This window comes from Marinilabilia salmonicolor JCM 21150 (assembly GCF_000259075.1).
GTDB classification, from domain to species: Bacteria; Bacteroidota; Bacteroidia; order Bacteroidales; family Marinilabiliaceae; genus Marinilabilia; species Marinilabilia salmonicolor.
Genome location: NZ_AJKI01000003.1, coordinates 189,476 through 211,256 on the forward strand (window position 1 = coordinate 189,476; position 21,781 = coordinate 211,256).

18 protein-coding genes and 1 pseudogene are annotated in these 21,781 nt (G+C 41.3%); 13 read left to right on the plus strand and 6 right to left on the minus strand.

Translation table 11 applies throughout. The features are described from left to right. Nucleotides 1–30: 30 nt before the first annotated feature. Nucleotides 31–1,035, minus strand: coding sequence for a metallophosphoesterase (locus tag W7W_RS0104380; protein ID WP_010662623.1), 1,005 nt, complete (start codon nucleotides 1,033–1,035; stop codon nucleotides 31–33). A 188-nt stretch (nucleotides 1,036–1,223) separates the two neighbouring features. On the opposite strand from W7W_RS0104380, the gene W7W_RS0104385 reads away from it, so the two are divergent. Continuing rightward, nucleotides 1,224–2,201, plus strand: coding sequence for a Gfo/Idh/MocA family protein (locus W7W_RS0104385; RefSeq protein WP_010662624.1), 978 nt, complete (start codon nucleotides 1,224–1,226; stop codon nucleotides 2,199–2,201). A gap of 146 nt (nucleotides 2,202–2,347) precedes the next feature. Here W7W_RS0104385 and W7W_RS22780 read toward each other — a convergent pair whose 3' ends face one another. Next, nucleotides 2,348–3,019: a transposase gene (locus W7W_RS22780; RefSeq protein ID WP_010662625.1), complete on the minus strand. Its 672-nt coding sequence runs from the start codon at nucleotides 3,017–3,019 to the stop codon at nucleotides 2,348–2,350. Nucleotides 3,020–3,229: 210 nt separating this feature from the next. On the opposite strand from W7W_RS22780, the gene ffh reads away from it, so the two are divergent. After that, nucleotides 3,230–4,561, plus strand: a complete 1,332-nt coding sequence (ffh, locus tag W7W_RS0104400; protein ID WP_010662626.1) for a signal recognition particle protein — start codon at nucleotides 3,230–3,232, stop codon at nucleotides 4,559–4,561. A 66-nt stretch (nucleotides 4,562–4,627) separates the two neighbouring features. After that, a complete protein-coding gene (locus W7W_RS0104405) occupies nucleotides 4,628–5,503 on the plus strand; it encodes a bifunctional 5,10-methylenetetrahydrofolate dehydrogenase/5,10-methenyltetrahydrofolate cyclohydrolase (protein WP_010662627.1) in 876 nt (291 codons plus the stop codon). 90 nt (nucleotides 5,504–5,593) lie between these two features. On the opposite strand, the gene W7W_RS0104410 is transcribed toward W7W_RS0104405, so the two are convergent. Further along, complete coding sequence (locus W7W_RS0104410) at nucleotides 5,594–6,304, minus strand: head GIN domain-containing protein (protein ID WP_010662628.1); 711 nt, start codon at nucleotides 6,302–6,304, stop codon at nucleotides 5,594–5,596. Between the two features lie 133 nt (nucleotides 6,305–6,437). Then, the gene (locus W7W_RS0104415; protein ID WP_010662629.1) at nucleotides 6,438–9,377 is read right to left on the minus strand and encodes a DEAD/DEAH box helicase; all 2,940 of its coding nucleotides are present in this window, start codon (nucleotides 9,375–9,377) and stop codon (nucleotides 6,438–6,440) included. A gap of 160 nt (nucleotides 9,378–9,537) precedes the next feature. Between W7W_RS0104415 and W7W_RS0104420 the strand changes: the two genes are divergently transcribed. The 5 genes and pseudogenes from W7W_RS0104420 (at nucleotide 9,538) to W7W_RS21690 (ending at nucleotide 12,873) form a co-directional block, all read left to right on the plus strand. Next, nucleotides 9,538–10,152 carry an NAD(P)H-dependent oxidoreductase gene (locus W7W_RS0104420; RefSeq protein WP_010662630.1) on the plus strand — a complete coding sequence of 205 codons (615 nt, stop codon included), beginning with the start codon at nucleotides 9,538–9,540 and terminating at the stop codon, nucleotides 10,150–10,152. 543 nt (nucleotides 10,153–10,695) lie between these two features. Further along, entirely contained in the window at nucleotides 10,696–11,304 is a 609-nt protein-coding gene (locus W7W_RS0104430) for an IMPACT family protein (protein ID WP_010662631.1), read from the plus strand. Nucleotides 11,305–11,336: 32 nt separating this feature from the next. Continuing rightward, entirely contained in the window at nucleotides 11,337–12,245 is a 909-nt protein-coding gene (locus tag W7W_RS0104435) for an SMP-30/gluconolactonase/LRE family protein (protein ID WP_010662632.1), read from the plus strand. A gap of 247 nt (nucleotides 12,246–12,492) precedes the next feature. Beyond that, nucleotides 12,493–12,645: pseudogene (locus W7W_RS24030) on the plus strand (ribbon-helix-helix domain-containing protein); the annotation flags it as partial. A 30-nt stretch (nucleotides 12,646–12,675) separates the two neighbouring features. After that, on the plus strand, nucleotides 12,676–12,873 hold the full coding sequence (locus tag W7W_RS21690) for a type II toxin-antitoxin system RelE/ParE family toxin (protein WP_010662633.1): 198 nt from the start codon (nucleotides 12,676–12,678) through the stop codon (nucleotides 12,871–12,873). Between the two features lie 42 nt (nucleotides 12,874–12,915). Here W7W_RS21690 and rplS read toward each other — a convergent pair whose 3' ends face one another. Next, nucleotides 12,916–13,263, minus strand: a complete 348-nt coding sequence (rplS, locus tag W7W_RS0104445) for a 50S ribosomal protein L19 (RefSeq protein WP_010662634.1) — start codon at nucleotides 13,261–13,263, stop codon at nucleotides 12,916–12,918. Between the two features lie 476 nt (nucleotides 13,264–13,739). On the opposite strand from rplS, the gene W7W_RS0104455 reads away from it, so the two are divergent. From W7W_RS0104455 to W7W_RS0104470, 4 genes are all read left to right on the plus strand, one after another. Next, a complete protein-coding gene (locus W7W_RS0104455; RefSeq protein ID WP_010662635.1) occupies nucleotides 13,740–14,492 on the plus strand; it encodes a lysophospholipid acyltransferase family protein in 753 nt (250 codons plus the stop codon). Between the two features lie 11 nt (nucleotides 14,493–14,503). Then, a complete protein-coding gene (locus W7W_RS0104460; protein ID WP_010662636.1) occupies nucleotides 14,504–16,480 on the plus strand; it encodes an OmpA family protein in 1,977 nt (658 codons plus the stop codon). A gap of 16 nt (nucleotides 16,481–16,496) precedes the next feature. After that, entirely contained in the window at nucleotides 16,497–19,406 is a 2,910-nt protein-coding gene (locus tag W7W_RS0104465) for a ligand-binding sensor domain-containing protein (RefSeq protein ID WP_010662637.1), read from the plus strand. 215 nt (nucleotides 19,407–19,621) lie between these two features. Next, nucleotides 19,622–20,308 carry a HEAT repeat domain-containing protein gene (locus W7W_RS0104470; protein WP_010662638.1) on the plus strand — a complete coding sequence of 229 codons (687 nt, stop codon included), beginning with the start codon at nucleotides 19,622–19,624 and terminating at the stop codon, nucleotides 20,306–20,308. A gap of 208 nt (nucleotides 20,309–20,516) precedes the next feature. Here the strand turns inward: W7W_RS0104470 and W7W_RS23075 are convergent, their stop codons facing one another. Then, nucleotides 20,517–20,774 (minus strand): YkgJ family cysteine cluster protein, encoded by a 258-nt coding sequence (locus W7W_RS23075; RefSeq protein WP_010662639.1) that lies wholly within the window; start codon nucleotides 20,772–20,774, stop codon nucleotides 20,517–20,519. 94 nt (nucleotides 20,775–20,868) lie between these two features. Here W7W_RS23075 and sfsA point away from each other — a divergent pair, with 94 nt between their 5' ends. Continuing rightward, nucleotides 20,869–21,561, plus strand: coding sequence for a DNA/RNA nuclease SfsA (gene sfsA, locus W7W_RS0104475; RefSeq protein ID WP_010662640.1), 693 nt, complete (start codon nucleotides 20,869–20,871; stop codon nucleotides 21,559–21,561). The last annotated feature ends 220 nt before the right edge of the window (nucleotides 21,562–21,781 follow it).

Genomic DNA, 21,781 nt, shown 5'->3' on the forward strand with positions numbered 1-21,781 from the left:
TTTGCTTGCCAAAGAATCGGCCGAACCTGACTAAAAAGACGATCCTTTTTTTTCCTGAAAAACAAAATTCGTAATTTTTAATTCCCTACCGTTCTGCCATCGGTAAGCCGCCAATGATCCCTCATTGGCTACGCAATTATCCACACAACATACATTGGACGCAGGAATCATCCGATCGGAGGACATACAATAATGACCCACAAAAACAGGGACTTCTTTTTCGGGGTAAACCTTAAACGGGAAAAGGATTTCCGGAGGAACGGTGTAGGTGGGAAGTGTGAACTTATTTCCGTAGCTAATTTCTTTGAATGTTTTGTCCTTAGGGTCCTGCCACCACCGAATACGGAAATTGGTTCGCCTGATATTGCGGTCGTCTTTAATAATCAGGTCGTGTGGCAGATTTATTTCAATACCACGCGTGGTTTGTCTTACGGCTTCGGCAAAGGAATTGTCATGGTCAAATATCTTTTGAAGAAGTTTTTTTGTGAGTTTCTTTTTGGGAATGTGTTCTTCAATAATTCTCTTGTTCTCGTCCGACCAGTAAGCATGTGTTACTCTGAAAGCTCCGAACTCAAGAAAAAAGGGCAATCGACGAATCCATTTCAGGTCGTCTTTTAACAGGTCTTTTTCATAAAGATATTCCTGCTTGATCCGATCCATTATTTTTTTATTGGAGCCGGTAGCCGGTTTGAAAGTTTTTCCTTCATCATTTTTGGTAAAATGGCCAATGACATTGAGTTCATGATTCCCGATTACTGCATATCCTGTAAGGTTTTCCACCATTCTTCTGACGATGGCGATGGTTCGTCGGGTTTCTGGGCCACGACACGTAAAATCACCTACAAAAACAGCTTTACGCTTGTCGTGAATGTATACTCCGTTTATTTCTTTGTAGCCCAGCTGTTTCAGAAGTATTGTGAGTTCTTCTGCATATCCGTGTACGTCACCAATAATGTCGTAACCTTCCGGTGTTTTAGCCCCCGGACTGAGGTCTTTGACGGTGCTGTTTACCTTTCCTATCAACTTCGTTATCATGTGACAAATATAAAATGTTCTTCTGTTTTGGAAAATAATAGATTGACAAGTTTAGGCTGTTTTATTTATGAATTATTGATTTTTATGGTCATTTCCTGTTCTTTGTTTTGAACAAAGCCCGCTCTTCATCTCTTTAAAACAATAGTAAAAATAAAATGTGTTACCGTAGAGTTAGTCTGATCTGAAATATGAAAAAAAAAATAAACTGGGGAATCATAGGATGCGGAAATGTTACCGAGTACAAAAGCGGTCCTGCATTCAATAAAGTTGAGGGATCAAAACTGGTAGCTGTGATGCGGCGTGATGCAGAATTGGCAAGAGATTATGCACATCGGCACAGGGTGCCAAAATGGTACAGCGATGCAGATGATCTGATCAATGATAAGGATGTTAATGCCATTTATGTGGCAACTCCACCTTCGAGTCATGCCATGTATGCCATTAAAGCCATGAAAGCCGGGAAACCGGTGTATGTGGAAAAACCGATGGCGGCTACCTTTGAGCAATGTCAGGAGATGAATGCCGTGAGTAAAGAGACCGGAGTTCCACTTTTTGTGGCTTATTATCGACGAACACTGCCGGGTTTCCGAAAGGTTAAGACTCTGCTCGAAGATGGAACTATTGGTCGTCCATTGCTTGTGAATATAATGCTGGTTCGGCCTGCCACTGCGGCCGAAAGTGATAAGGACAGCCCTATCTGGCGGGTGCAGCCCGATGTTGCAGGAGGAGGAATTTTCTATGATCTTGCTTCTCACCAAATGGATTTTCTCGATTTTTTGTTTGGTCCCGTAAAAAAAGTTTCCGGATTAGCCCGGAATTTTGGTCATTTGTATAACGCTGAAGATACTGTGGTGGCTCAAATGGAGTTCGAAAACGGTGTGTTAGGCTCAGGTACCTGGAGTTTTGTGAGCGATAACTCTTCCAAACGGGATGTGATTGAAATTATTGGTACCAAAGGACGCATTGAATTCTCTACCTTTGGGCATGAACCTGTTTTGCTCTTCAAAGAGCGTGATTTCCTAGAGTTTCCCTACATTAACCCCGAAAATATTCAGTACAATCTGATCAGTAATGTGGTGGATGCCATCCGTGGTGATGCAGTGGGGGTCAGCACCGGAGAAACTGCCGCCCGTACCAATCTTGTGATGGAGAAAATTGTGTATTAGGTGCGGCGGATTCTTTGGCAAGCAAAGCAGTAAAGCTGAGCGCCGATCCGCTGTTTGAGGATGGCGGACAGCACACCGCCAACAGGAGTTTGGCTTTTATCAGAAGGCGGACTGGAGTCCGCCGAACCTGGACCGGAATGTGAAATTTATTCCATCCAATAAAGATAATTATTATGACACCAGTTGCCGGGCCATTCTTCCCAATGATTACAAAGGCCAGCTTTTACCGGGTTATTTAACGTGTATATAATCGCATTTTTCAGATGATTTTGATCTCGGATAGTGGTATCAAAACTTTCTTTTTGCCACAATCGTCCATTTCTTTTTTCGCGGAGGTTGATTCTGGATGCTGTGTATTTCTTTACAGAACTTAATACATCCTGAAGATACACTGTTTGATTAGTCATATCAGTTGTATTAACCCCAATAACCCAATGTATGTGATTTGGCATAATTGAAAAGGCAAAATTTGAGATTTTATTTTTCTCCCAATGGAACAGAGATTCTTTGATTAGTTCTGTATAAACTTGCCTGGATAAATCCACTTCAGATTTTCTTTGTGCATCTAAAAGTTCATGAAAGGTTTTCAGTTTTTTCCTGCGTATTTGGTTGTATTGTTTCTTCAGGAAATCTATTTTAGATGATTCGCCCTCTTTTTTACGAGCCTGTTCAATCTTTGTTTTTGCTGTTTCAAGTTGTAAAGAATATTTCTCTAATGCATGAGCAGGAATAGCACTTTTTAAACTCCAGGTTATGAAAAAATCTTGTCCGGGAGTATGAAAATGAGGAAGTCGATGGTGGTATTGTTCTTTTTTCATGATAGGAAAGGATTTCTTCTTAAAATATAGTGATTTTTCTGGGTAGTTAGAGTCAGGAGTGGTGGATTTAGGTGCGGCGGATTCCGATCCGCCGTTTTATTTGGAAGATCGGAATCTACCAATCCCTGTTTCAACTTTTCTTTAAATTTTATTATTCCATAATCCCATATATTTTTCTATTTTTGCAGCAAAATTAAAACCTGAAGAAGGATGTTTGAGAATCTATCGGAAAGACTGGAACGGTCGTTTAAGATATTGAAAGGACAGGGTACGATCACGGAAGTAAATGTGGCCGAGACCCTTAAAGATATTCGTCGTGCGTTGCTGGATGCAGACGTTAACTTCAAAACTGCTAAGTCTTTCACCGAAACGGTTAAGGACAAAGCGCTGGGACAAAATGTGCTGAATGCTGTGAAGCCACAGCAGATGATGGTAAAGATTGTCCATGATGAGTTGGCAGATTTGATGGGCGGAAGCTCCACCGATATCGAACTTAAAGGAAATCCTGCCGTTATTCTGATTTCCGGTTTGCAGGGATCCGGTAAAACAACTTTTACGGGAAAACTGGCCAATCTCATCAAGAGTAAGCGTGGCAAGCAGCCTTTGCTGGTGGCTGGTGACGTTTATCGTCCTGCTGCGATCAATCAGCTTCAGGTGCTGGGAGAACAAATTGGGGTTCCTGTTTACACAGAAGAGGGAAATACCGATCCGGTGAAACTGGCCAAAGATGGTATCAAAGAGGCCAAGTCCAAAGGCCACGATGTCGTAATCATCGATACCGCAGGTCGCCTTGCTATTGATGAGGAGATGATGAATGAAATCTCTGCCATCAAGAAGGCTGTGAATCCACACGAGACATTGTTTGTAGTAGATTCCATGACCGGTCAGGATGCTGTAAATACTGCCAAAGAATTTAACGATCGTCTGGATTTTGACGGCGTAGTGCTGACCAAACTTGACGGTGACACGCGTGGTGGTGCGGCCATTTCGATCCGAAGTGTGGTCGATAAGCCCATCAAGTTCGTAGGTATGGGCGAGAAGATGGATGCACTGGATGTATTCCACCCCTCACGTATGGCCGACCGGATTCTGGGGATGGGTGATATTGTATCACTGGTTGAAAAAGCTCAGGAACAATATGACTCTGAAGAGGCTCAGAAGCTTCAGAAAAAAATTGCCAAAAATCAGTTCAATTTTGACGATTTTCTGAGTCAGATTAAGCAAATCAAGAAAATGGGTAATCTGAAGGATTTGGCTGCCATGATTCCCGGAATGGGCAAGATGCTGAAGAATGTGGATATTGACGATGATGCATTTAAAGGAGTGGAAGCAATCATTTCATCGATGACTCCTGAAGAGCGTCAGCAACCCACACTGATTAATGGAAGTCGTCGTAAAAGAATTGCTACCGGAAGCGGAACGTCCATTCAGGAGGTCAACCGGTTGATGAAGCAGTTTGAAGATACACGAAAAGCAATGCGCATGATGACACAGGGGAAAAACCTTTCCCGGATGATGAGTAACCTCCCTATGGGAAAATAAAATATTGAGAAAGAGAAGCCGTGCGTGTTACGACTTCTCTTTTTTGTTTTAAATCAATCCAAAGCTATGCAATTACTCGACGGAAAAGCAACAGCCCGCAGCATCAAAGATGAGATAGCTGATGAGGTACAACTTATGAAAAAAGGGGGCCTTCGGGAACCTCACCTTGTAGCCGTTCTGGTTGGACACGATGGTGGCAGCGAAAGCTATGTTGCCTATAAAATTAAGGATTGCGAAGAGGTCGGTTTTAAATCGTCACTGATTCGTTATGAAGATGACGTTACCGAAGAGGAATTGTTGAAATGTGTGGATCGGTTGAACAACGACCCTGAAGTGGATGGTTTTATTGTCCAGCTGCCATTGCCAAAGCATATTTCAGAAGAGAAAGTGACATTAGCCATTGATCCTTCTAAAGATGTGGATGGTTTTCATCCTCAGAATGTGGGACAAATGGCCATGGGGCTGCCGGCTTTTGTGTCTGCCACCCCCCAGGGAATCATGGAGCTTATCAAGCGCTATGATATCGAAACTTCCGGAAAACATGTGGTTGTTTTGGGGCGTAGCAATATTGTGGGACGTCCTATGAGTATTTTGCTTTCGCTGAAGAATAATCCGGGAAATGCAACGGTAACCGTTTGTCACAGTCGTACAAAAAATCTGAAAGAGATTTGTCTTCAGGCAGATATTCTGATTGCTGCTCTGGGAAGTCCTCATTTTGTGACGGCTGATATGGTGAAAGACGGTGCAGTGGTGATTGATGTTGGTACTACTCGTTTACCTTCCGATAAAACAAAATCAGGCTTTAAACTTACCGGCGATGTGGTCTTTGATGATGTTTCGGCCAAGTGCAGTTATATAACTCCTGTTCCGGGTGGAGTGGGACCGATGACCCGGGCTTCTTTGTTGATCAATACGTTGAAGGCAGCAAAAAGCAGAATGTAATTTTGAATTAAGAATCCTCCTTTTATATTTGACAAAAACCGGATGCTCTGTAGAAGAACATCCGGTTTTTTTCTTTTTCGTAAAAAAGGATTATATCTTCACCACCTTTCCGCCAAAGGTCTCTTTGGTGTTCATTTTCTCTGGTTCTCCAAGGTATTCAATTGTGCCTCCGGTTCCTGCTTTGGCATCAAGCAGTTTTGTTGCTTTAACAGTAACAATACCTCCGGTGTTGGCGGTGACATAGGCTTTATCTACTTCAAAGTTTTGCCCCTGAAGTTTCCCTCCTGTTGTGGCTTTTGCTTCAAGGTTTTTGGCATATCCTTCCAGGGTTATTCGTGCTGCTGAAACGTCAGCCTCTACTGAGGTGACGTCCAGTTTCAGATCAATCACACTGTCTAGTCCTGCGTTCAAAACAAGAACTTTTCCCTGAAGTACTTCCTGATTGTCAATAGACGAACCTGATCCCAGGGTGATTTCCCGAATGTCCTGATAGGTCAGATAGACCTGTACCGAGACATCCTGGTATATGCGTGTTCTCATTTTTATGGTGAGTTCATTTTGATCGTTTTCGATGATAACATCAGATAAAGGGGCATTTACAATATTAATTTCGGCCAATGCTTCATCCCCCTTTATCAGGGTTACATTGATGCCCTTGCTCACTTTTAGTTTGCTGAAACTCTTAATGGCACGGGTCTCTTTTTCGATTTGTGCTTCATCTACAGTTCTGGTATCGTCTTCCTGTGCCAGAACCCCGATGGAAGCGGCAAAAAACATTAAAAAAATCAATAATTGTTTCATGTCCAAAAATTTATGTTTGTGTGTTGTATTAATGAATAATTATTACAAATTTAAACTTCTCTTACTTGCATTATGCGTGAATTACAATGTTTTATTTTGGGCAAACTAAATCAAAAACAGTGCCGATAATTCATTAACTGAACAATTCTTTTATCTCTTCGGCATTCATTTCTCTCAGTGGATTCGTAGTATTAACGAATGCTTCGGCCAGTTTGTTTTTCTTGTCCTGCAAAAGGGCAATTTTTTCTTCTATGGTTTCGGTTGAAATGAAACGGTAAACAAAAACATTGCGGGTTTGTCCGATGCGGTGAGCCCTGTTAATGGCTTGTGCTTCAGCGGCAGGATTCCACCACGGATTGAGCATAAAGACGTAATCTGCTTTGGTCAGGTTGAGTCCTACACCACCGGCTTTCAGCGAAATAAGAAATACCTTTACGTTGTCGTTTTTGTTAAACCGGTCGATGACTTTATCTCTTTTTTGTGTGGACCCGATTAGCTTTGCATATTCAATTTTTCGTTTTTTCAATTCAGTCTCCAGAAGTTCCAGATCTTTTACAAAAGAGCTGAATATCAGTACATGATGGTGCTCGGATATGATGTTTTCCAGCGATTCAATGATCTGATCAAATTTTCCCGAACTGCCTTTGAAGTCGTCTTCCACCATGGCCGGATGATTGGCCAGCTGCCGGAGCCGGGTAAGGGCCTGAAGTGCCAGAATGGCCTGTTCGTTGTGCCGCATATTGTCGAACGATTTCAACAGGTTGTTGCGGATTCCACTTTTTTCACGGTCGTATATCTCTTTTTGTTCCGGTGACATATCACAATAGACAACCTGTTCCATGATGGGGGGCAGGTCCTTGGCTACCATTTCCTTGGTGCGTCGGAGCAAAAACGGGTTAATGATTTTTTGAAGATGGGCCTCTTTTTCCTCGTCTCCGTTTTTGGAAATTGGAGTTTCAAAAAACTTCCTGAAAAAACTGAGCGATTTGAGTATACCGTGGTTGACGATATTCATCTGAGCCCACAAGTCGGTCAGGCTGTTTTCTATCGGGGTACCGGTAAGTGCAAGGTAATTGGCTGCCTTAATTTGGCTCACAGCTTCATATCCTTTGGATGCAGGGTTTTTGATGTTCTGGCTCTCATCCAATATCAAATACTCCCAGGGCATCTGTGTAAAATATTCCACATCATTGCGCAGAATTCCATAAGTGGTAATTACCACATGGTAGTGACGTAAAATCTTCCAGAGATCTTTCGATCGTGCCCGGTTACTTCCGGTATAAATATAGGTTTTCAGGGCCGGGGCAAATTTTTTGATTTCGTTGTCCCAGTTATGCACCAGAGATGTAGGCATGACGATTAGTGAGGGTGGGCGTCCCGACTGATTAAAGCCTTCAATATGCGATTCGAAGAGAGAGAGTTGACTGTTCTGATTTTTTGGCGCTTCCTGACTGTTATCTTTGTAGGTATGCAGGAGTAATGTGATGGTTTGGAGTGTTTTTCCCAGTCCCATATCATCGGCAAGGATCCCTCCGAAATTGTTGGCTTTCAGGAACTCCATCCATTGAAAACCCTCCACCTGATAGGGGCGCAAAGTGGCATTCAGTCCACCGGGAAGCGGGGTGGTTTTATGTTCTGATATTTGGGGTAATTCAGGAGTGGAAATCCCTTCAATTTCTTCGCTGTTGAGTTCTTCCAGTAAATGATAGTAGGTTTTTGGCAGTTTAATGTTGTCGCCATCAGTCTGACCAAAGTTGAAGAGGTCGGTATATTTCGAGAACCAGGATTTGGGAATGATAAAAATGCTTCCATCAGGTAATTGGTAGTTGCGGTCACCATTCAGAATATTTTTTCGAAATTTCACAAACGGAATGCTGAATGGTGGGACTTCAATGATGCTTTTTATGTCGAACCAGTCCATTTCGTCGGTTTCAGTTTCGAAAAGTACTTTTACCGGAGCAATATTGAATTGCTTTTCATCGACTTTCAGTACGGTTTTAATTCTGTTCTCGGATAGAACAGACTGATTGTCACGAATCCATTCAATAAGATTTTCGGGGCCTGCGGGAGTGCTGTTTTCCTTGTCATCCGGATGCATGAATAACATGTCTTCAGTTTGAACAAGTCCGTTTTCCTGAAGTAAATCGGAGATTTTATGCTCTGTTTCAAAATCGCGGGGAAAACGGCGAAATATATAGTGCCCGTCTTTTTTTATATAATCGACAAATACATTGGTCTTGCGATTGGGGTCAACTGTGCGGTGACCGTAGGTGAATCTGGTTCTCAGTACGGGTTGCAGGGCAAGATTTTTTTCCAGATACAGGGAGGGAAGAGGGCGATCTTCAATGTTCTCCACTGAAAAACCTGTTCCCTGAACCTCAAAAAGTTCCACTACATTACTGATGAACTTTTCCATATAGGTATCGATAACCCGCTCTCCTTTAAGGTGAATGTATTCTTTTTCCTTAAAGGGTTTGAGTTTCCCGCTGTCGAAAAGGTTGAAGAAGTAAATCTTCTGGTCACATTTAATCACTGCCGGATCGTGACATATTATTTCCGGATTTTTTTGATGGAAGGAGATGAATTCGTTTCCTTGCTTGAATTTCAGGCTGTAATGCATTTCCTCTCCGTCGATGTCAACCCTGAAAACGGGCTTACACGGCAAAGGTGGTATCCTTAGTTTATCTGTGCTATAGAGATTGCTGTATCCTGATTGCTTATAAAATGCCTGTGTTTTCGATGATGAGAGAATTTTTACAAGCTTATACATCTTGTCTTCAATGTACGGACGAATCCTTTCGTTCAATATTTTGGGAGGGATATTGTTTTTGAATTCCCGTAAATTATTGTCTCGACTGAATTTTTTGAAAAGTTCTTTGTCTGAGATGGTGTGAAGCAGTTTTACAATCTCTTTTTCGTCCGGATTGTAGGAGGAATCGTCTTTTTGAATATGCTCAGGAGTTACATGCTCCAATAGTTCAATGGGGCTGTTTTCGTGAAACATCGCATGATAGGCCGTTGCGGCTAATCCAATATTCAGACGGTTGGTAAAAACTACAATGAATGAATCCATTATCTCAAAAGTGCTTTTCAGGTTCTCAAAACCAACAAAAATAGTAAAAGAAGTTTTACGGGAGCGGAGAGCGTTAAAAAAAAATTATTTAGAATTGTTCTAATTAAAAACAAACAATTACTTTTGTAGCATGTTTAGATAGAAAAAGAAAGACGAGCGTATGCAACATTTAATAATCAGTGCCCATCCCAACAAGGGTAGTTTCAGTAACTCCCTGGTGGATGCATTAAAGAAAGATAGTGAACACAACGACGTAAAAGTTGTCGTGAGGAATTTATATGAATTGGGTTTTAATCCTGTTCTATCTGCAGATGATCTGGCTCGCATAAAAAAGGGAGAAACACCTGCAGATGTGGCAAAAGAGCAACAGATAATGGCCGAATCAGATATAATTTCCCTGGTTTATCCGCTGTGGTGGGGGAGTTTTCCAGCCATCCTCAAAGGCTATTTTGATCGCGTATTAACCCATGGTTTTGCTTTTAAAGTCGATCAGGATGGAGCAAGAGGACTTTTGAACGGTAAAAAGGCTTTTTTACATACTTCCATGGGCAATTCTGTCGAGGAGTATGAAAATAAAGGCATTCTGAAGGCTTTTCGTCAGATTCACGGTCAGGAAGTATTCGGTTTTGTAGGAGTGGAAGTTGCCGGTCACATGTTTTATCCGCGGATCTCTGAATCATCTCCGGAGATGAAAGAAAAGTATATCCAGGAGGCTTTAGGATTCTACAAGACAGTTTTGCTGGATGAAGAGGTGGTAGATATTGTTACAAAATAACTCGGGATTTAGCCTGCTTTATTCATGAATTATTGTAATGAGATGTTCAAATATCAAGAAATACAATTAACCGCAAATAAAATGGACGCAGGGAATAATTGATTATTTTCAAATCCAGTTTATTGAGGACGGTTGTATTTCGCAGGTAGTTGTACATCGGAATAAATTATTTGTGAATTAAGAAGGTTAGAATAATTAGTTGGCCCCGGCTGTGAGTGAAAACTCCGGCCGGGGTTTTTATTGAGCTAATTTTGCCAAAGGTGCTGCGTTTTGTTAATTTTGGAATGCCAAATTAGTTAAAAGTAACCAACAGGAAGAAGTTTAAGAGGCAGAAGGCAGAAGATAATCGATCAGCATTTACAGGCGTTTTACTACTTTTTTAAGAATTTTTGCCTGATAAACAAAGATCTAACTTATACAATTAGTCTTTATCATCGAGGCTTTTAAATTTTGATTTAGATAAGATTAGCAATCCAAGACAGATTATGAGTATGGGGTTCGATTCCATGAGGCTTTAACAACCCGAATTTTACCATTACTGAAATGCAGAAAGACAGTTACCAGACAATAAAACATCCTGTGGAAGGGCTTTACAAAGAGAAAGGGAGTAAATTTCTGGCTTATGCCTGGCCCGTTCAGTCCGAAGAAGAGATTATGGAGTACGTTGAGAATCTTAAGAAAAAGTTCCACGACGCCCGTCATCACTGTTATGCCTGGGAGTTAGGGGTGGATGGTATGAATTTCAGAATGAACGATGATGGTGAGCCCTCAGGTACAGCAGGTAAACCAATCCTTGGGCAGATTCATTCTCATGAACTGACCAATGTATTGGTGATAGTGGTTCGTTACTTTGGTGGTGTCAAATTGGGAACCGGTGGACTTATCCAGGCCTATAAAGCTGCTACCGCTGATGCACTTGAAAACGTTGAGAAAGTTGAATTTACGATCGATAAATCTTTTACTATCCGGTTTGCCTACGATATGATGAATCCGGTAATGCGGGTAGTGGATGAGGAAGGGCTGAAAGTGGAAAAACAGATTTTTGAGGCCGATTGCAGGCTTACGCTTTCCGTTAGGGAATCGAAATATGATGTTTTGGTTGAGCGATTTCAACAAACTTATGGAATTGATTTGCTGAAGGCAGAGGATTAAATGCGGTGTGATTTTTTATAAAACAAAAGGTTATGAAACGAATCGGGAATTTCATGTTTGTGTGTTTACTTTTTGGAGTGCTGACAGAATCATCCGGTCAGGGCAATCTCTTTGAAAGCTATGATGTTACCGAAGATTCAGTGTTCTTGTCATGGGCCGAGGGTCCGGCTGTGGATGCCGAAGGCATTCTTTATGCTGTAAACTACAAGGAAAATGGTACCATTGGTAAAGTAATGCCTGATGGTACGCATTCGTTGTTTGTGAAGTTGCCTGAGGGTAGTATTGGAAATGGATTACGGCTTTTTAATCGGGATTATTTATTGGTAGCCGATTATACAGGGCATAATATTCTTCAGGTCTCTATTCCTGACAAGGAGGTGGCGGTATTTGGGCACAATGCAAATATGAACCAGCCCAATGATTTGGCAGTTACTTCCGGGGGAACCATTTATGCCAGCGATCCCGACTGGGAAAATGATAACGGTCAGTTATGGATGGTTAACGGGCAGGGGGAATTCTTTTTGCTGGAATCTCAAATGGGAACCACCAATGGAATAGAAGTTTCCCCTGACGATAAGTATTTGTATGTTAACGAATCCAATCAGAGAAACATCTGGAAATATGATATTCTTTATGATGGAACCATAACCAATAAAAGGTTGTTTGCCAAATTTGAGGATTATGGAATGGATGGGATGCGGTGTGATCAGAATGGTAATTTATATGTAACGAGATTTGGTAAAGGAACGGTAGTCGTTTTGTCTCCTGCAGGGGGTATGCTTCGGGAAGTTGTTCTAAAAGGGGATAAGCCAACTAACGTGGCTTTTGGAGGAGAAGACGGGTGTACTGTTTTTGTGACCGTGGCCGACAGGGGCGCAATTGAAGCATTTAGGACAGAGGTTTCTGGACGGGCATTTCATCTCATACAAAGCCGTGAATGATTGGTTGTATGCTCATTGGTATTTGCAGGGCTGCTTCGATCAGTTGGGTGGAGACATATGGTGAATTCCGGTTGTGAATCTGTTGGGTGTAGCTTTGCGACACAATTCACATCTGATCAAGCATGAATTTGAATTATTTACCAAATATGGATGATTTTAGACAAAGTTGTTTGAAATGAAAAATACTTCAATATCGCTCGGAAATTATTTTGACCAATGTGTACAAACCTAATTATCTGCAGGTAGATACAAAAATGTTAGTGAAGTTGTCCTTACAGGATTACGACTTCTGGAGAACGAAGAAAGCAAGGTCATAGCTTTGAAAAATACTATTCAAGAAGGGATAGACAACGGAATTGCTCATGATTTCGATCCAGAAAAACACCTCCGGGAACTTTAAGCCAAAAAGAAAAATAATGGCTGAATATAAGTGACCAACAAAGCAGTTGAGGACTTATGTGGAATTTGGGATTATACATTTAACAATTGGTCTGAATTGCAAGCGGATAAATATTATAGTTTGTTGCTTGAAGTCTATCAGGATATAGCAAATAACCCCGAATCAGGTAAAAACTATGAAGAAATAACAAAAGAACTGCTCGGACTAAAAGCAAAAAACGCTGCCTGAAAATACAGACAGCGTTTAAAACTTTTCATTACCCTAAGGAAATTAAACTCTTTTCTCTTTGATACGGGCTTTCTTACCGGTAAGCTCACGCAAGTAGTAAATTCTCTTACGACGAACTTTACCTTTCCGGTTCACGTCAATTTTGTCGATAAATGGTGAATTCATCGGGAAAATGCGCTCAATACCCACGTTATTGGAGATCTTACGAACCGTAAAACGCTTGTTTACGCCGTGTCCTTTAATCTGGATCACTGTTCCGCGGAAAACCTGAACACGTTCTTTGTTTCCTTCTTTAATCTTGTAGTGAACCGAGATGGTGTCTCCTGCACTGAATTCGGTCATTTCAGTTTCTGTCTTAAATGCCTCTTCAGCAACTTTCATCAAATCCATTGTATTGTCTTTTGAAGATTTAACTTACCGTGCAATATTACCTGACTCCTCTATGTTCAGTAAGAGATTACACGAATGGCTGCAAAAGTAGTGTTTTTGTTTTAATTATGGAACTTTTTATTGTTCTTATTTTTGAAGATTTTATTATTGATCAAGTTATTCTGTTCAAAATTTTTAAGCACTCTCCAATGGTCGGTTCATTGCGTGTGACTGCCTCATTAAAATTTGAGGGCATAATGAGTAAATGACAGATCTGGCTTGACCCCGAAGGTGGCAAATTTGAATAACCCCGGGTGCGCAACCCGGGGTTGGCATTGCTTGAATATTTGTTTCTTATGAAAATACGTCATTGGAAACGTAGTGAAGTAATCTCCAACTTTTTAACGGATACCAGTGGTTTAAAATATTGAATCTGCTCAAAATGCGGTCAATTATGTTATTTTTGTGAAACATTGAATAGTTTGATTTAATAAAAAATGTCGAAGAAAAAACCATTTACATTCTGGCTGTGGTTGTACCAATTGTATAAGTGGCCTGTTTATTTGCCCCATATGATAATTAATTCAGTTGTTAATGCTACTCTGGCTGCTTTATTTTCAATAGTTGTTTCACCACGGGCGGGTAGTTTTTGGGGGATGATGTGGGCTAAAATTACCTGCTGGCTTACACCGGTAATTACCAGAGTGCATGGTCGTAAAAATGTCAATCCCAATCAATCGTATGTAATTGTGGCAAATCATCAGACAGGTTTCGATATCTTTTTACTTTATGCTCATCTGGGAATTGATTTTAAATGGATGATGAAAAAAGAACTTCGCAGGATTCCGTTTATCGGATATGCCAGCGAAAAGGTCGGTCATATCTTTATTGACCGTTCGTCTGCGAGAGCTGCGATTTTGTCTCTGGAGGAAGCGAAACGAAAACTCACAGGCGGTTCTTCCGTATTGATATTTCCTGAAGGAACCAGAAGTAAAAGCGGACAGATGCGCCCTTTTAAACGTGGGGCCTTTAAGCTGGCACTGGAACTTGAGCTTCCTGTGCTTCCTGTCACCATTGTGAATTCCTGGCAAATCAAACGACGGGGATTTCTCAATATAGTTCCGGGACGTGCAGCCCTTGTTTTTCACCCTCCCGTTAGGACATGTGATTATATAGGCAGGCCTCTGGATCTGATGAATGTTACCCTGGAAACTATTGAAAGTGGTAATAAAGTTGTTTATACCAGATAAATTTAAGACGAATGAGAAAATCTCTATTATTATATGGTCTTTTACTGTTGCTGACGGCAAATTTTACTTCTGCCCAAAGTATTTACAGTGTTGACAATAAGCGAACGGTTAAACTTTATGAAGAGGGTCGGAATGCTTATGCTTCCGGGAATATAAAGGAAGCTGAGGAATTACTGTTTAAGACTTTGGATCGTGAGCCCGAATTTGTAGAAGCAATGCTTTTATTGGGAGATCTTTATCACTCGCAGGAAAGTTGGAGTAAAGAGTTGGAAATATTGACCCGCTCACTGGAGGTGGACTCAACTTTTTTTATTCCGACTTATTACAATGCCGGAATGGCAGCCTATAATGCCGGAGAGTTTGACATTGCTTTGCAATATTTTAACAACTATCTGCAATTGAGTGATAATGAAAATGCGATTAAGAGGGCCCGGGCTATGATTGAGAGGGTGAGTTTTGTGAAAAAGACCGTAGAAAATCCTTACGATATAGAACTTGTTAGTGCGGGGGAAGGAGTAAACAGTGAGTTACATGAATACTGGCCAAGCGTGACTGCCGATGAACAGACGATGGTTATTACTGTGCTGCGGCCAAGAGATCCTCAACTTTTCAAGGAAAAAGGAGATGATTTGCCCCGTAACTCTGTTTTTTTTCAGGAAGATTTTTATATGTCTCATGCCGACTCGGCCGGGCAATGGCAAAACCGACATTTGTTGATGGGCCATCTGAATACCGACAGCAACGAAGGAGCTCAGACTCTTTCTGCAGATGGCAATTGGATGTTCTTCACCGGTTGTGGGCGAAACGATTCTAAAGGGAGTTGTGATATATATTTTTCGGCCAAAACAGATTACGGATGGTCAGCTCCGGTTAACATTGGTACTCCCGTCAATACTCCTTTTTGGGAAAGTCAGCCACATTTCTCTGCAGATGGACGAACACTTTTCTTTATCAGCAGCCGGGGTGGAGGAGAAGGCGGAAAGGATATATGGAAAGCTACGCTTGCAGGAATCAACGATGAAGGCGTTCCATATTTCGGAGATTTAGAGAATCTCGGGAGCCTTATAAACACTTCAGGAGATGAGAATTCACCTTTTTTGCATCATGATGGTAAAACGCTATATTTTTCATCCAATGGACATATGGGAATGGGGGGTATGGACCTGTTTATGAGTAGAAAAGACAGTCCCGGTAATTGGTCAGAACCCATCAATATGGGATTTCCGATTAATTCCGGAAGGGATGAAATCGGTCTTGTTGTCACGGCCAGAGGTGATAAAGCTTATTTTTCTACCGATGGTCAGCAAAATAGCATGGGTGCAAAAGATATTTATAGTTTTGTTTTACCTGAAGAATTGCGTCCAGAGCCTGCTCTTTATGTTAAGGGAAAAGTCTTTGATGCTGAAACCGGAATGGTGCTGGCGGCCGATTTTGATCTTAAAAGCCTTGAGAGTGGGGAGACGATTATTACCTCGCGGGGAAGTAGCTTCACCGGAGAATTCCTGGTTTCTTTGCCCTCGGGCGGAGATTATGCCTTTAAAGCCGATCATCCGGGTTATCTGTTCTATTCCGGAAACTTTAATCTTTCAGGGAACCACCCGGTTGACAGACCCTATTATCTGGATATTGGACTAAAGCCGATTGAATCAGGGGCTACCGTTCGACTGGAAAATGTATTCTTCGAAACGGATTCTTACCAACTTGACCCCCGCTCTAAGGTCGAGCTTCAGGAAGTGGTAGAGTTTCTTGAAGAAAACCCCGATGTGCGAATTATGCTCGAAGGCCACACTGATAATGTGGGAAGCGAAGAATATAATCTTAACTTGTCTGAGAACAGAGCGCGTTCGGTCTTTAATTATATTGCAGGCCAGGGAATTGATAAAGATCGGATGGAATATAAAGGTTTCGGTTATTCTAATCCTGTTGATACCAACGAAACCGAAGAGGGCAGAGCTCAAAACCGAAGAACGGAGATGCGGATTCTTTAATTTTAGTAGTTGAATTATGAAAAAACGAATTGCTTTTTTGTTTCTCCTGGGTTCCTTTTTTTCATTGTTAACTGCAAACCCTGTTGAATACGGTATTTCCGAAATTGAGTATTTCAATCGCCGGCAATATGGAGGAGCTACCCAAAACTGGGGTATTTCACAGGCTGATAATGGCTTGCTCTACTTCGCCAATAATGACGGGATCTTTGAATATGACGGAGCCCGTTGGCGTATGCTGGAGCATCACGATAATCTTAACAATAATCTGCCCCGTTCGGTATTGGTGGATGATGACAAAATATACATGGGGGCCACCGATGAGTTTGGATATTATGCCCCCGACTCTACCGGTAACTTTCATTACACTTCTCTGACGGATGAATATCAGGTTGAAAAAATGGGAGATTTCTGGAATATATTCCTGTTAAATGATCAGCTTGTTTTTCAATCTCACAATTCATTGTGTCTTTATACACCCGGAGAGTCGGTGGATGTGGTGTGGGCTGTCTCTCGTATATCAGAAGCTTTTCTGGTTAATGAAACAGTGTTGGTACATGATGACACAGAGGGCTTAATGGAGTTGCGAAACGGTGCTTTGTTCAAGGTTCCAGGAGGGGATGTTTTTGCAGGTAAAACCATTGGAGGAATACAAGCATTGTCTAACAATGTGATGATAATTGGTACAATGGATGATGGTCTTTACAGATGGGATGTGGATGGAATCGGGAAATGGAAGGTTGAGGCCGATGATTACCTTAAAAGAGCCAATATTTTCTGTACTGAGAAAGTGGGAGATGACCTTGCTTTTGGGACCATTCAGTCGGGGGTGGTAATTACCGACACTGACGGTAATATTAAGATGATTGCAGGAAAAGACAAAGGATTGAACAATAATACTGTGCTGGATTTGTTTGTAGATCGTCAGAAAAATATATGGGCTGCTCTTGACAACGGAATTGCCCGAATTAATTACAATTCGGCAGTCAGTTTTATTGAAGGGTATTTTGACCTTGGCACCGGTTACTGCATGGAAAAGCGGGATGATCGGTTTTATATGGGTACCAATCAGGCTTTATATACCATTTCAGCAGATCGATTTTCAAGTCCGGTAAAAACCAGAGATGATTTTCATATGGTCCAGGGGACCAATGGCCAGGTTTGGTCGATATACATCGATCAGACTTCCAATGAAATACTTGTTGGACACAACTTGGGAATATTCCGGGTTGATGGGGAACAGGCTTCGCTGATTTCGCCGGGATCAATGAATGGAGCCTGGATATTTAAAGAGGTTCCGGGACGACAGGATTTGTTGATGGTTGGCGCTTACGGCGGGCTATTTCTTTTAGAAAAGAACGATAAGGGCTTTTGGGAATTTGATCAGCGTGTAGAGGGGTTTCCCGAGTCATCCAGGTTTATGGAGTGGGATAAAGATGGTAACTTGTGGGTCGCTCATGGACTGAAAGGAATTTACCGGTTGCAATTCAATGCTTCGTATAGTCAGGTGATTGACATCCGAAATAATGAGGATTTTGAAGGGATTTCCCATTTTGAAGGATTGAGTATGTCCGAGATTGACGGGCGTATCGTTTTCACGGGGTTGCATGGCATTTACACACCTGACGATAAAGAGAATGGTATTTTTCTTCAGGATGAACTGGAAAAATTCTTTTTTACAGATCATTACCCTGTGCGTTTACAGCAGGATCGGTATGGGAATATTTGGTTTTTTGTGGATAACGGTGTAGGGGTGCTTCGTTATCAGGAAGATGGCACATATCGAAAGATAGATAATCCGATGGTTCCTTTAAACAACAAACTGGTCAATGGTTTTGAATCGGTTTATGTCTTGAATGAAGAAATAGCCTTTTTTGGCATTGAAGATGGATTCGGGCAATATTCAGCCAGCAATGATGTGAATTATTATCAGCCTTTTGAGGTCCATATTAGAGGGTTTAAAAGCAGAAATAATCCGGAGAAATCTTATTTTTCAAACAGCCTTAATCAGGAGCAAAAGTTTATTCCTGAATTTCCATACCAAAACAATGCTTTTGAAGTATTCTTTTCTGCTACATGGTTTGGAAGCGGGGAGATCCAATATTCCACTATTCTGGAGGGATTTGAAAACAGCTGGTCTCCATGGGGAACCATTCGAAACCGCCAGTTTACCCGCTTGCCCGAAGGAGATTATGTGTTTAAAGTGCGGGCCCGAAATGTGCATGGCGTGCAAAGCAAAGAGGCTTTTTTCCGGTTTTCGGTGGAACCGCCCTGGTATCGAAACAATACGGCCAAGACTGTTTATGTGGTATTGGTGCTTATTCTTGCGTTTTTAATTTTCTGGAGTACTAACCGGATTGTTGAAAAAAGCAAACAACGGGAAAAGTTGCGTCAACAGGAAAAGTATAAGGAGAAAGAGGAGGAATTGCGATCGGATGCGTTGGAGAAAGAAAAGGAGATGATTCGTTTGCGCAATGAAAAGTTGCGAAGTGAGATGAAGCACAAAGAAAAAGAGCTTGCCAGTTCGACCATGCATATTCTTCATAAAAATGATTTTCTGATTAAGATCAAAGAGGAATTGCAGAAGGCAAAAAAAACTGATAGCCAGACTATACTGGATAAGAAAATAGCTTCCGTTATTCGTCAGATTGATAAGGATATTGACAATGATGCACACTGGGAGATTTTCGAAAAACATCTGGAGCAGGTTCATGAAGATTTTCTCAACCGGTTGAATTCCTTACACGAGGATCTTTCGGCCAGAGAGTTGCGTCTTGCTGCTTATCTGCGAATGAATATGACTTCTAAGGAGATTGCTTCGTTGATGAATATTACTCCGCGTGCCGTGGAAAACAATCGCTACAAACTCAGGAAAAAACTGGGACTCGAGCAAGGAGATAATCTGGTGGATTATATTTTGAAGATATAGTCTTGAATATTTTCGAATCTAATTGGAGCAATAAGGTATGCATTTTGCAAAGTAAAATTTTATATTCTGTCGGACTAGTATGAGTGGTTATTTAACCGATGGTTGGTCATTGGAATAGATTATTTGTGAATATAGCAGATTGAATCTTTTTATCTAATTAGTGCCTGTCTATAACCTAAGTAAAGTTTGTTTTTAGTCATGTGTCTGGTCAGAAAATGCCAGTTACAAGGCTTGCGAAGCCGCCAAAAGCGGAGGTTACTTGGGTAAATGAGTATTTTGGCGGCAAGCATAACGAAGCAAGTGCTACTTTATGGACAGACTCTAATTACGGAGTGGTTGACTTAACATTTTATTGCAATATGAAGACTTTTAATAAATTACTTGAAGATTTGGATCCAAATGATTTTACCGAAGATGTTTTGTTATTGATTCCCAAACTGGAAGAGCACGGGCCTGTTCGACGTGGGGCAAGAGAAAAATTGATTGAAAAGGGGGCGGAAATACTCCCCCAGATGTATAAATTGCTTGATTTAGAGAATTCCCAACTTCGTTGGGAGGCTGCTCAGGTTATAAAATACATTGCTTCAGAAGAATCAATATCCATTCTTATCTCACTGTTGGATGATGTTGATTTTGATATTAGAAGAATTGCAAGCAATGCTCTTATCTTGATAGGACGCAGTAGTCTAATCCCTCTTTGCGAACATATCGCCGGCAATTACGATAAAGTGAATGTCAGAGAATGTGTTCATTACGTGTTGACGGAATTACTTACAAAAAATGAACATGATGAGAATATAGATCTGCTATATGCTTTGAGTAATTTCAGAAGGTCAGGAGAAGCGATACCGCACTTGGCTTATGAACTAAGGGAAGAATTGATTGATTCTCCCAGTAAGTGAGAGACAGAAGTACATAAAAAAATGAATATATTCAATCGTTTAAAATTTTGTAATTATCTGATAAAAAACTAATTGAAAATTTAAGAACGAAAGGAACCGCTTCGCTCTCGTATAATATTTTTTAAACATACTCTTTTGTGCAGTTTACTTTGTAAACAAACCGGCAAAGCCGAGGGTGAAACCAAAGTTCCATGATCGTTTCATTCCTTTAGTTCGTGGAACAGGAATTTTCCAAATGGGTAAGGATTGTTATTGCCTCTTCTCGTGATTTACCACAGACGAGCTCTTCGGCCTGAAAACCTGCACAAACAGCAGGCCGGTTCGGGTCGTGAAATATTCCACAACTGTAGTCATCTTTCAGGTGAATGCAACGAACACCAGCGGGTTTTCCGTCAGGCATGCCCGGAATTGGTGAGGATATTGATGGTACAATGCAGCAGGCACCACAATTTGGACGACAATGCATGAGTGAGTTGTGTTTTTGTTGTTTTTATCAGTCACATATGTTTTTGCAAAGAATTGAATAATTGTATAGAATTTCAACTTTAAATATTGTTTTAATGTTTTTTAAGGAAAAACTTATTCATGGGTCGTTGATAAAACGATACAAGCGATTTCTGACTGATGTGAAGCTGGATGACGGCTCGGTTGTGGTAGCCCATTGTACCAACAGCGGCTCAATGAAGAGCTGCCTGGAGGAAGGGGCTGAGGTTTATCTGTCGCCGGTAAATGATCCAAAGCGCAAGACGAAATTTACCTGGGAAATGATCAAAATCAATGATCGCTGGGTTGGAATTCATACCGGTCGTCCCAACCAGTTAGCAGTGGAAGCAGTTCGTAATGGTGATATTCCCGGACTTACCGGTTATACCGAGGTCAGACCGGAGGTTAAAATTCAGGATAGTCGGTTAGATGTGATGGCTCAAAACGATCAGGAAACCTGTTTTATCGAGGTTAAAAATGTGACGCTTAAGGAAGGAAAGTATGCTTTGTTTCCTGATGCGGTTACTACCCGGGGCCGAAAGCATCTGGAAACCCTGATCAGACTCAAAGAAGAGGGGTATCGGGCGGTGATGCTTTATATTGTTCAACGTATGGATGTCGAAGTATTTGCCCCTGCGTTGGAAATTGACCCGGGATATTCAGAAACCTTAAAAAAGGCAGTTGAGCGGGGAGTAGAGGTTTTCCCTGTTCAGGCCAAGGTTTCGCCAGTGGGTATTGAGCTAATACAGGTGCTTCCTTATGAGATATGATCTGGTTTATAGGTGGTTGTGATGGGAGAGAGTAATCAGGCAAAAGCTGGAAGCTAGAAGGCAAATGTAATTCTTTAGATACAAACCGCCGGACCTTCGATATTAACTTAAGCACCGAAGGTTTGGCGGTTTGTTAAAAAATAGATTAAAATTAAACTTAGTACATGACAAAACAGTTAAATAATTGAAAATCAATAAAATAACAGTCTAAAAATTTGGT

What these genes read in the sequence shown, in the direction of transcription:
- W7W_RS0104380 (WP_010662623.1), bottom strand. Translation starts at nt 1,035, where the DNA reads ATGATAACGAAGTTGATAGGAAAGGTAAACAGCACCGTCAAAGACCTC.
- W7W_RS0104385 (WP_010662624.1), top strand. Translation starts at nt 1,224, where the DNA reads ATGAAAAAAAAAATAAACTGGGGAATCATAGGATGCGGAAATGTTACC.
- W7W_RS22780 (WP_010662625.1), bottom strand. Translation starts at nt 3,019, where the DNA reads ATGAAAAAAGAACAATACCACCATCGACTTCCTCATTTTCATACTCCC.
- ffh (WP_010662626.1), top strand. Translation starts at nt 3,230, where the DNA reads ATGTTTGAGAATCTATCGGAAAGACTGGAACGGTCGTTTAAGATATTG.
- W7W_RS0104405 (WP_010662627.1), top strand. Translation starts at nt 4,628, where the DNA reads ATGCAATTACTCGACGGAAAAGCAACAGCCCGCAGCATCAAAGATGAG.
- W7W_RS0104410 (WP_010662628.1), bottom strand. Translation starts at nt 6,304, where the DNA reads ATGAAACAATTATTGATTTTTTTAATGTTTTTTGCCGCTTCCATCGGG.
- W7W_RS0104415 (WP_010662629.1), bottom strand. Translation starts at nt 9,377, where the DNA reads ATGGATTCATTCATTGTAGTTTTTACCAACCGTCTGAATATTGGATTA.
- W7W_RS0104420 (WP_010662630.1), top strand. Translation starts at nt 9,538, where the DNA reads ATGCAACATTTAATAATCAGTGCCCATCCCAACAAGGGTAGTTTCAGT.
- W7W_RS0104430 (WP_010662631.1), top strand. Translation starts at nt 10,696, where the DNA reads ATGCAGAAAGACAGTTACCAGACAATAAAACATCCTGTGGAAGGGCTT.
- W7W_RS0104435 (WP_010662632.1), top strand. Translation starts at nt 11,337, where the DNA reads ATGAAACGAATCGGGAATTTCATGTTTGTGTGTTTACTTTTTGGAGTG.
- rplS (WP_010662634.1), bottom strand. Translation starts at nt 13,263, where the DNA reads ATGGATTTGATGAAAGTTGCTGAAGAGGCATTTAAGACAGAAACTGAA.
- W7W_RS0104455 (WP_010662635.1), top strand. Translation starts at nt 13,740, where the DNA reads ATGTCGAAGAAAAAACCATTTACATTCTGGCTGTGGTTGTACCAATTG.
- W7W_RS0104460 (WP_010662636.1), top strand. Translation starts at nt 14,504, where the DNA reads ATGAGAAAATCTCTATTATTATATGGTCTTTTACTGTTGCTGACGGCA.
- W7W_RS0104465 (WP_010662637.1), top strand. Translation starts at nt 16,497, where the DNA reads ATGAAAAAACGAATTGCTTTTTTGTTTCTCCTGGGTTCCTTTTTTTCA.
- W7W_RS0104470 (WP_010662638.1), top strand. Translation starts at nt 19,622, where the DNA reads ATGCCAGTTACAAGGCTTGCGAAGCCGCCAAAAGCGGAGGTTACTTGG.
- W7W_RS23075 (WP_010662639.1), bottom strand. Translation starts at nt 20,774, where the DNA reads ATGCATTGTCGTCCAAATTGTGGTGCCTGCTGCATTGTACCATCAATA.
- sfsA (WP_010662640.1), top strand. Translation starts at nt 20,869, where the DNA reads ATGTTTTTTAAGGAAAAACTTATTCATGGGTCGTTGATAAAACGATAC.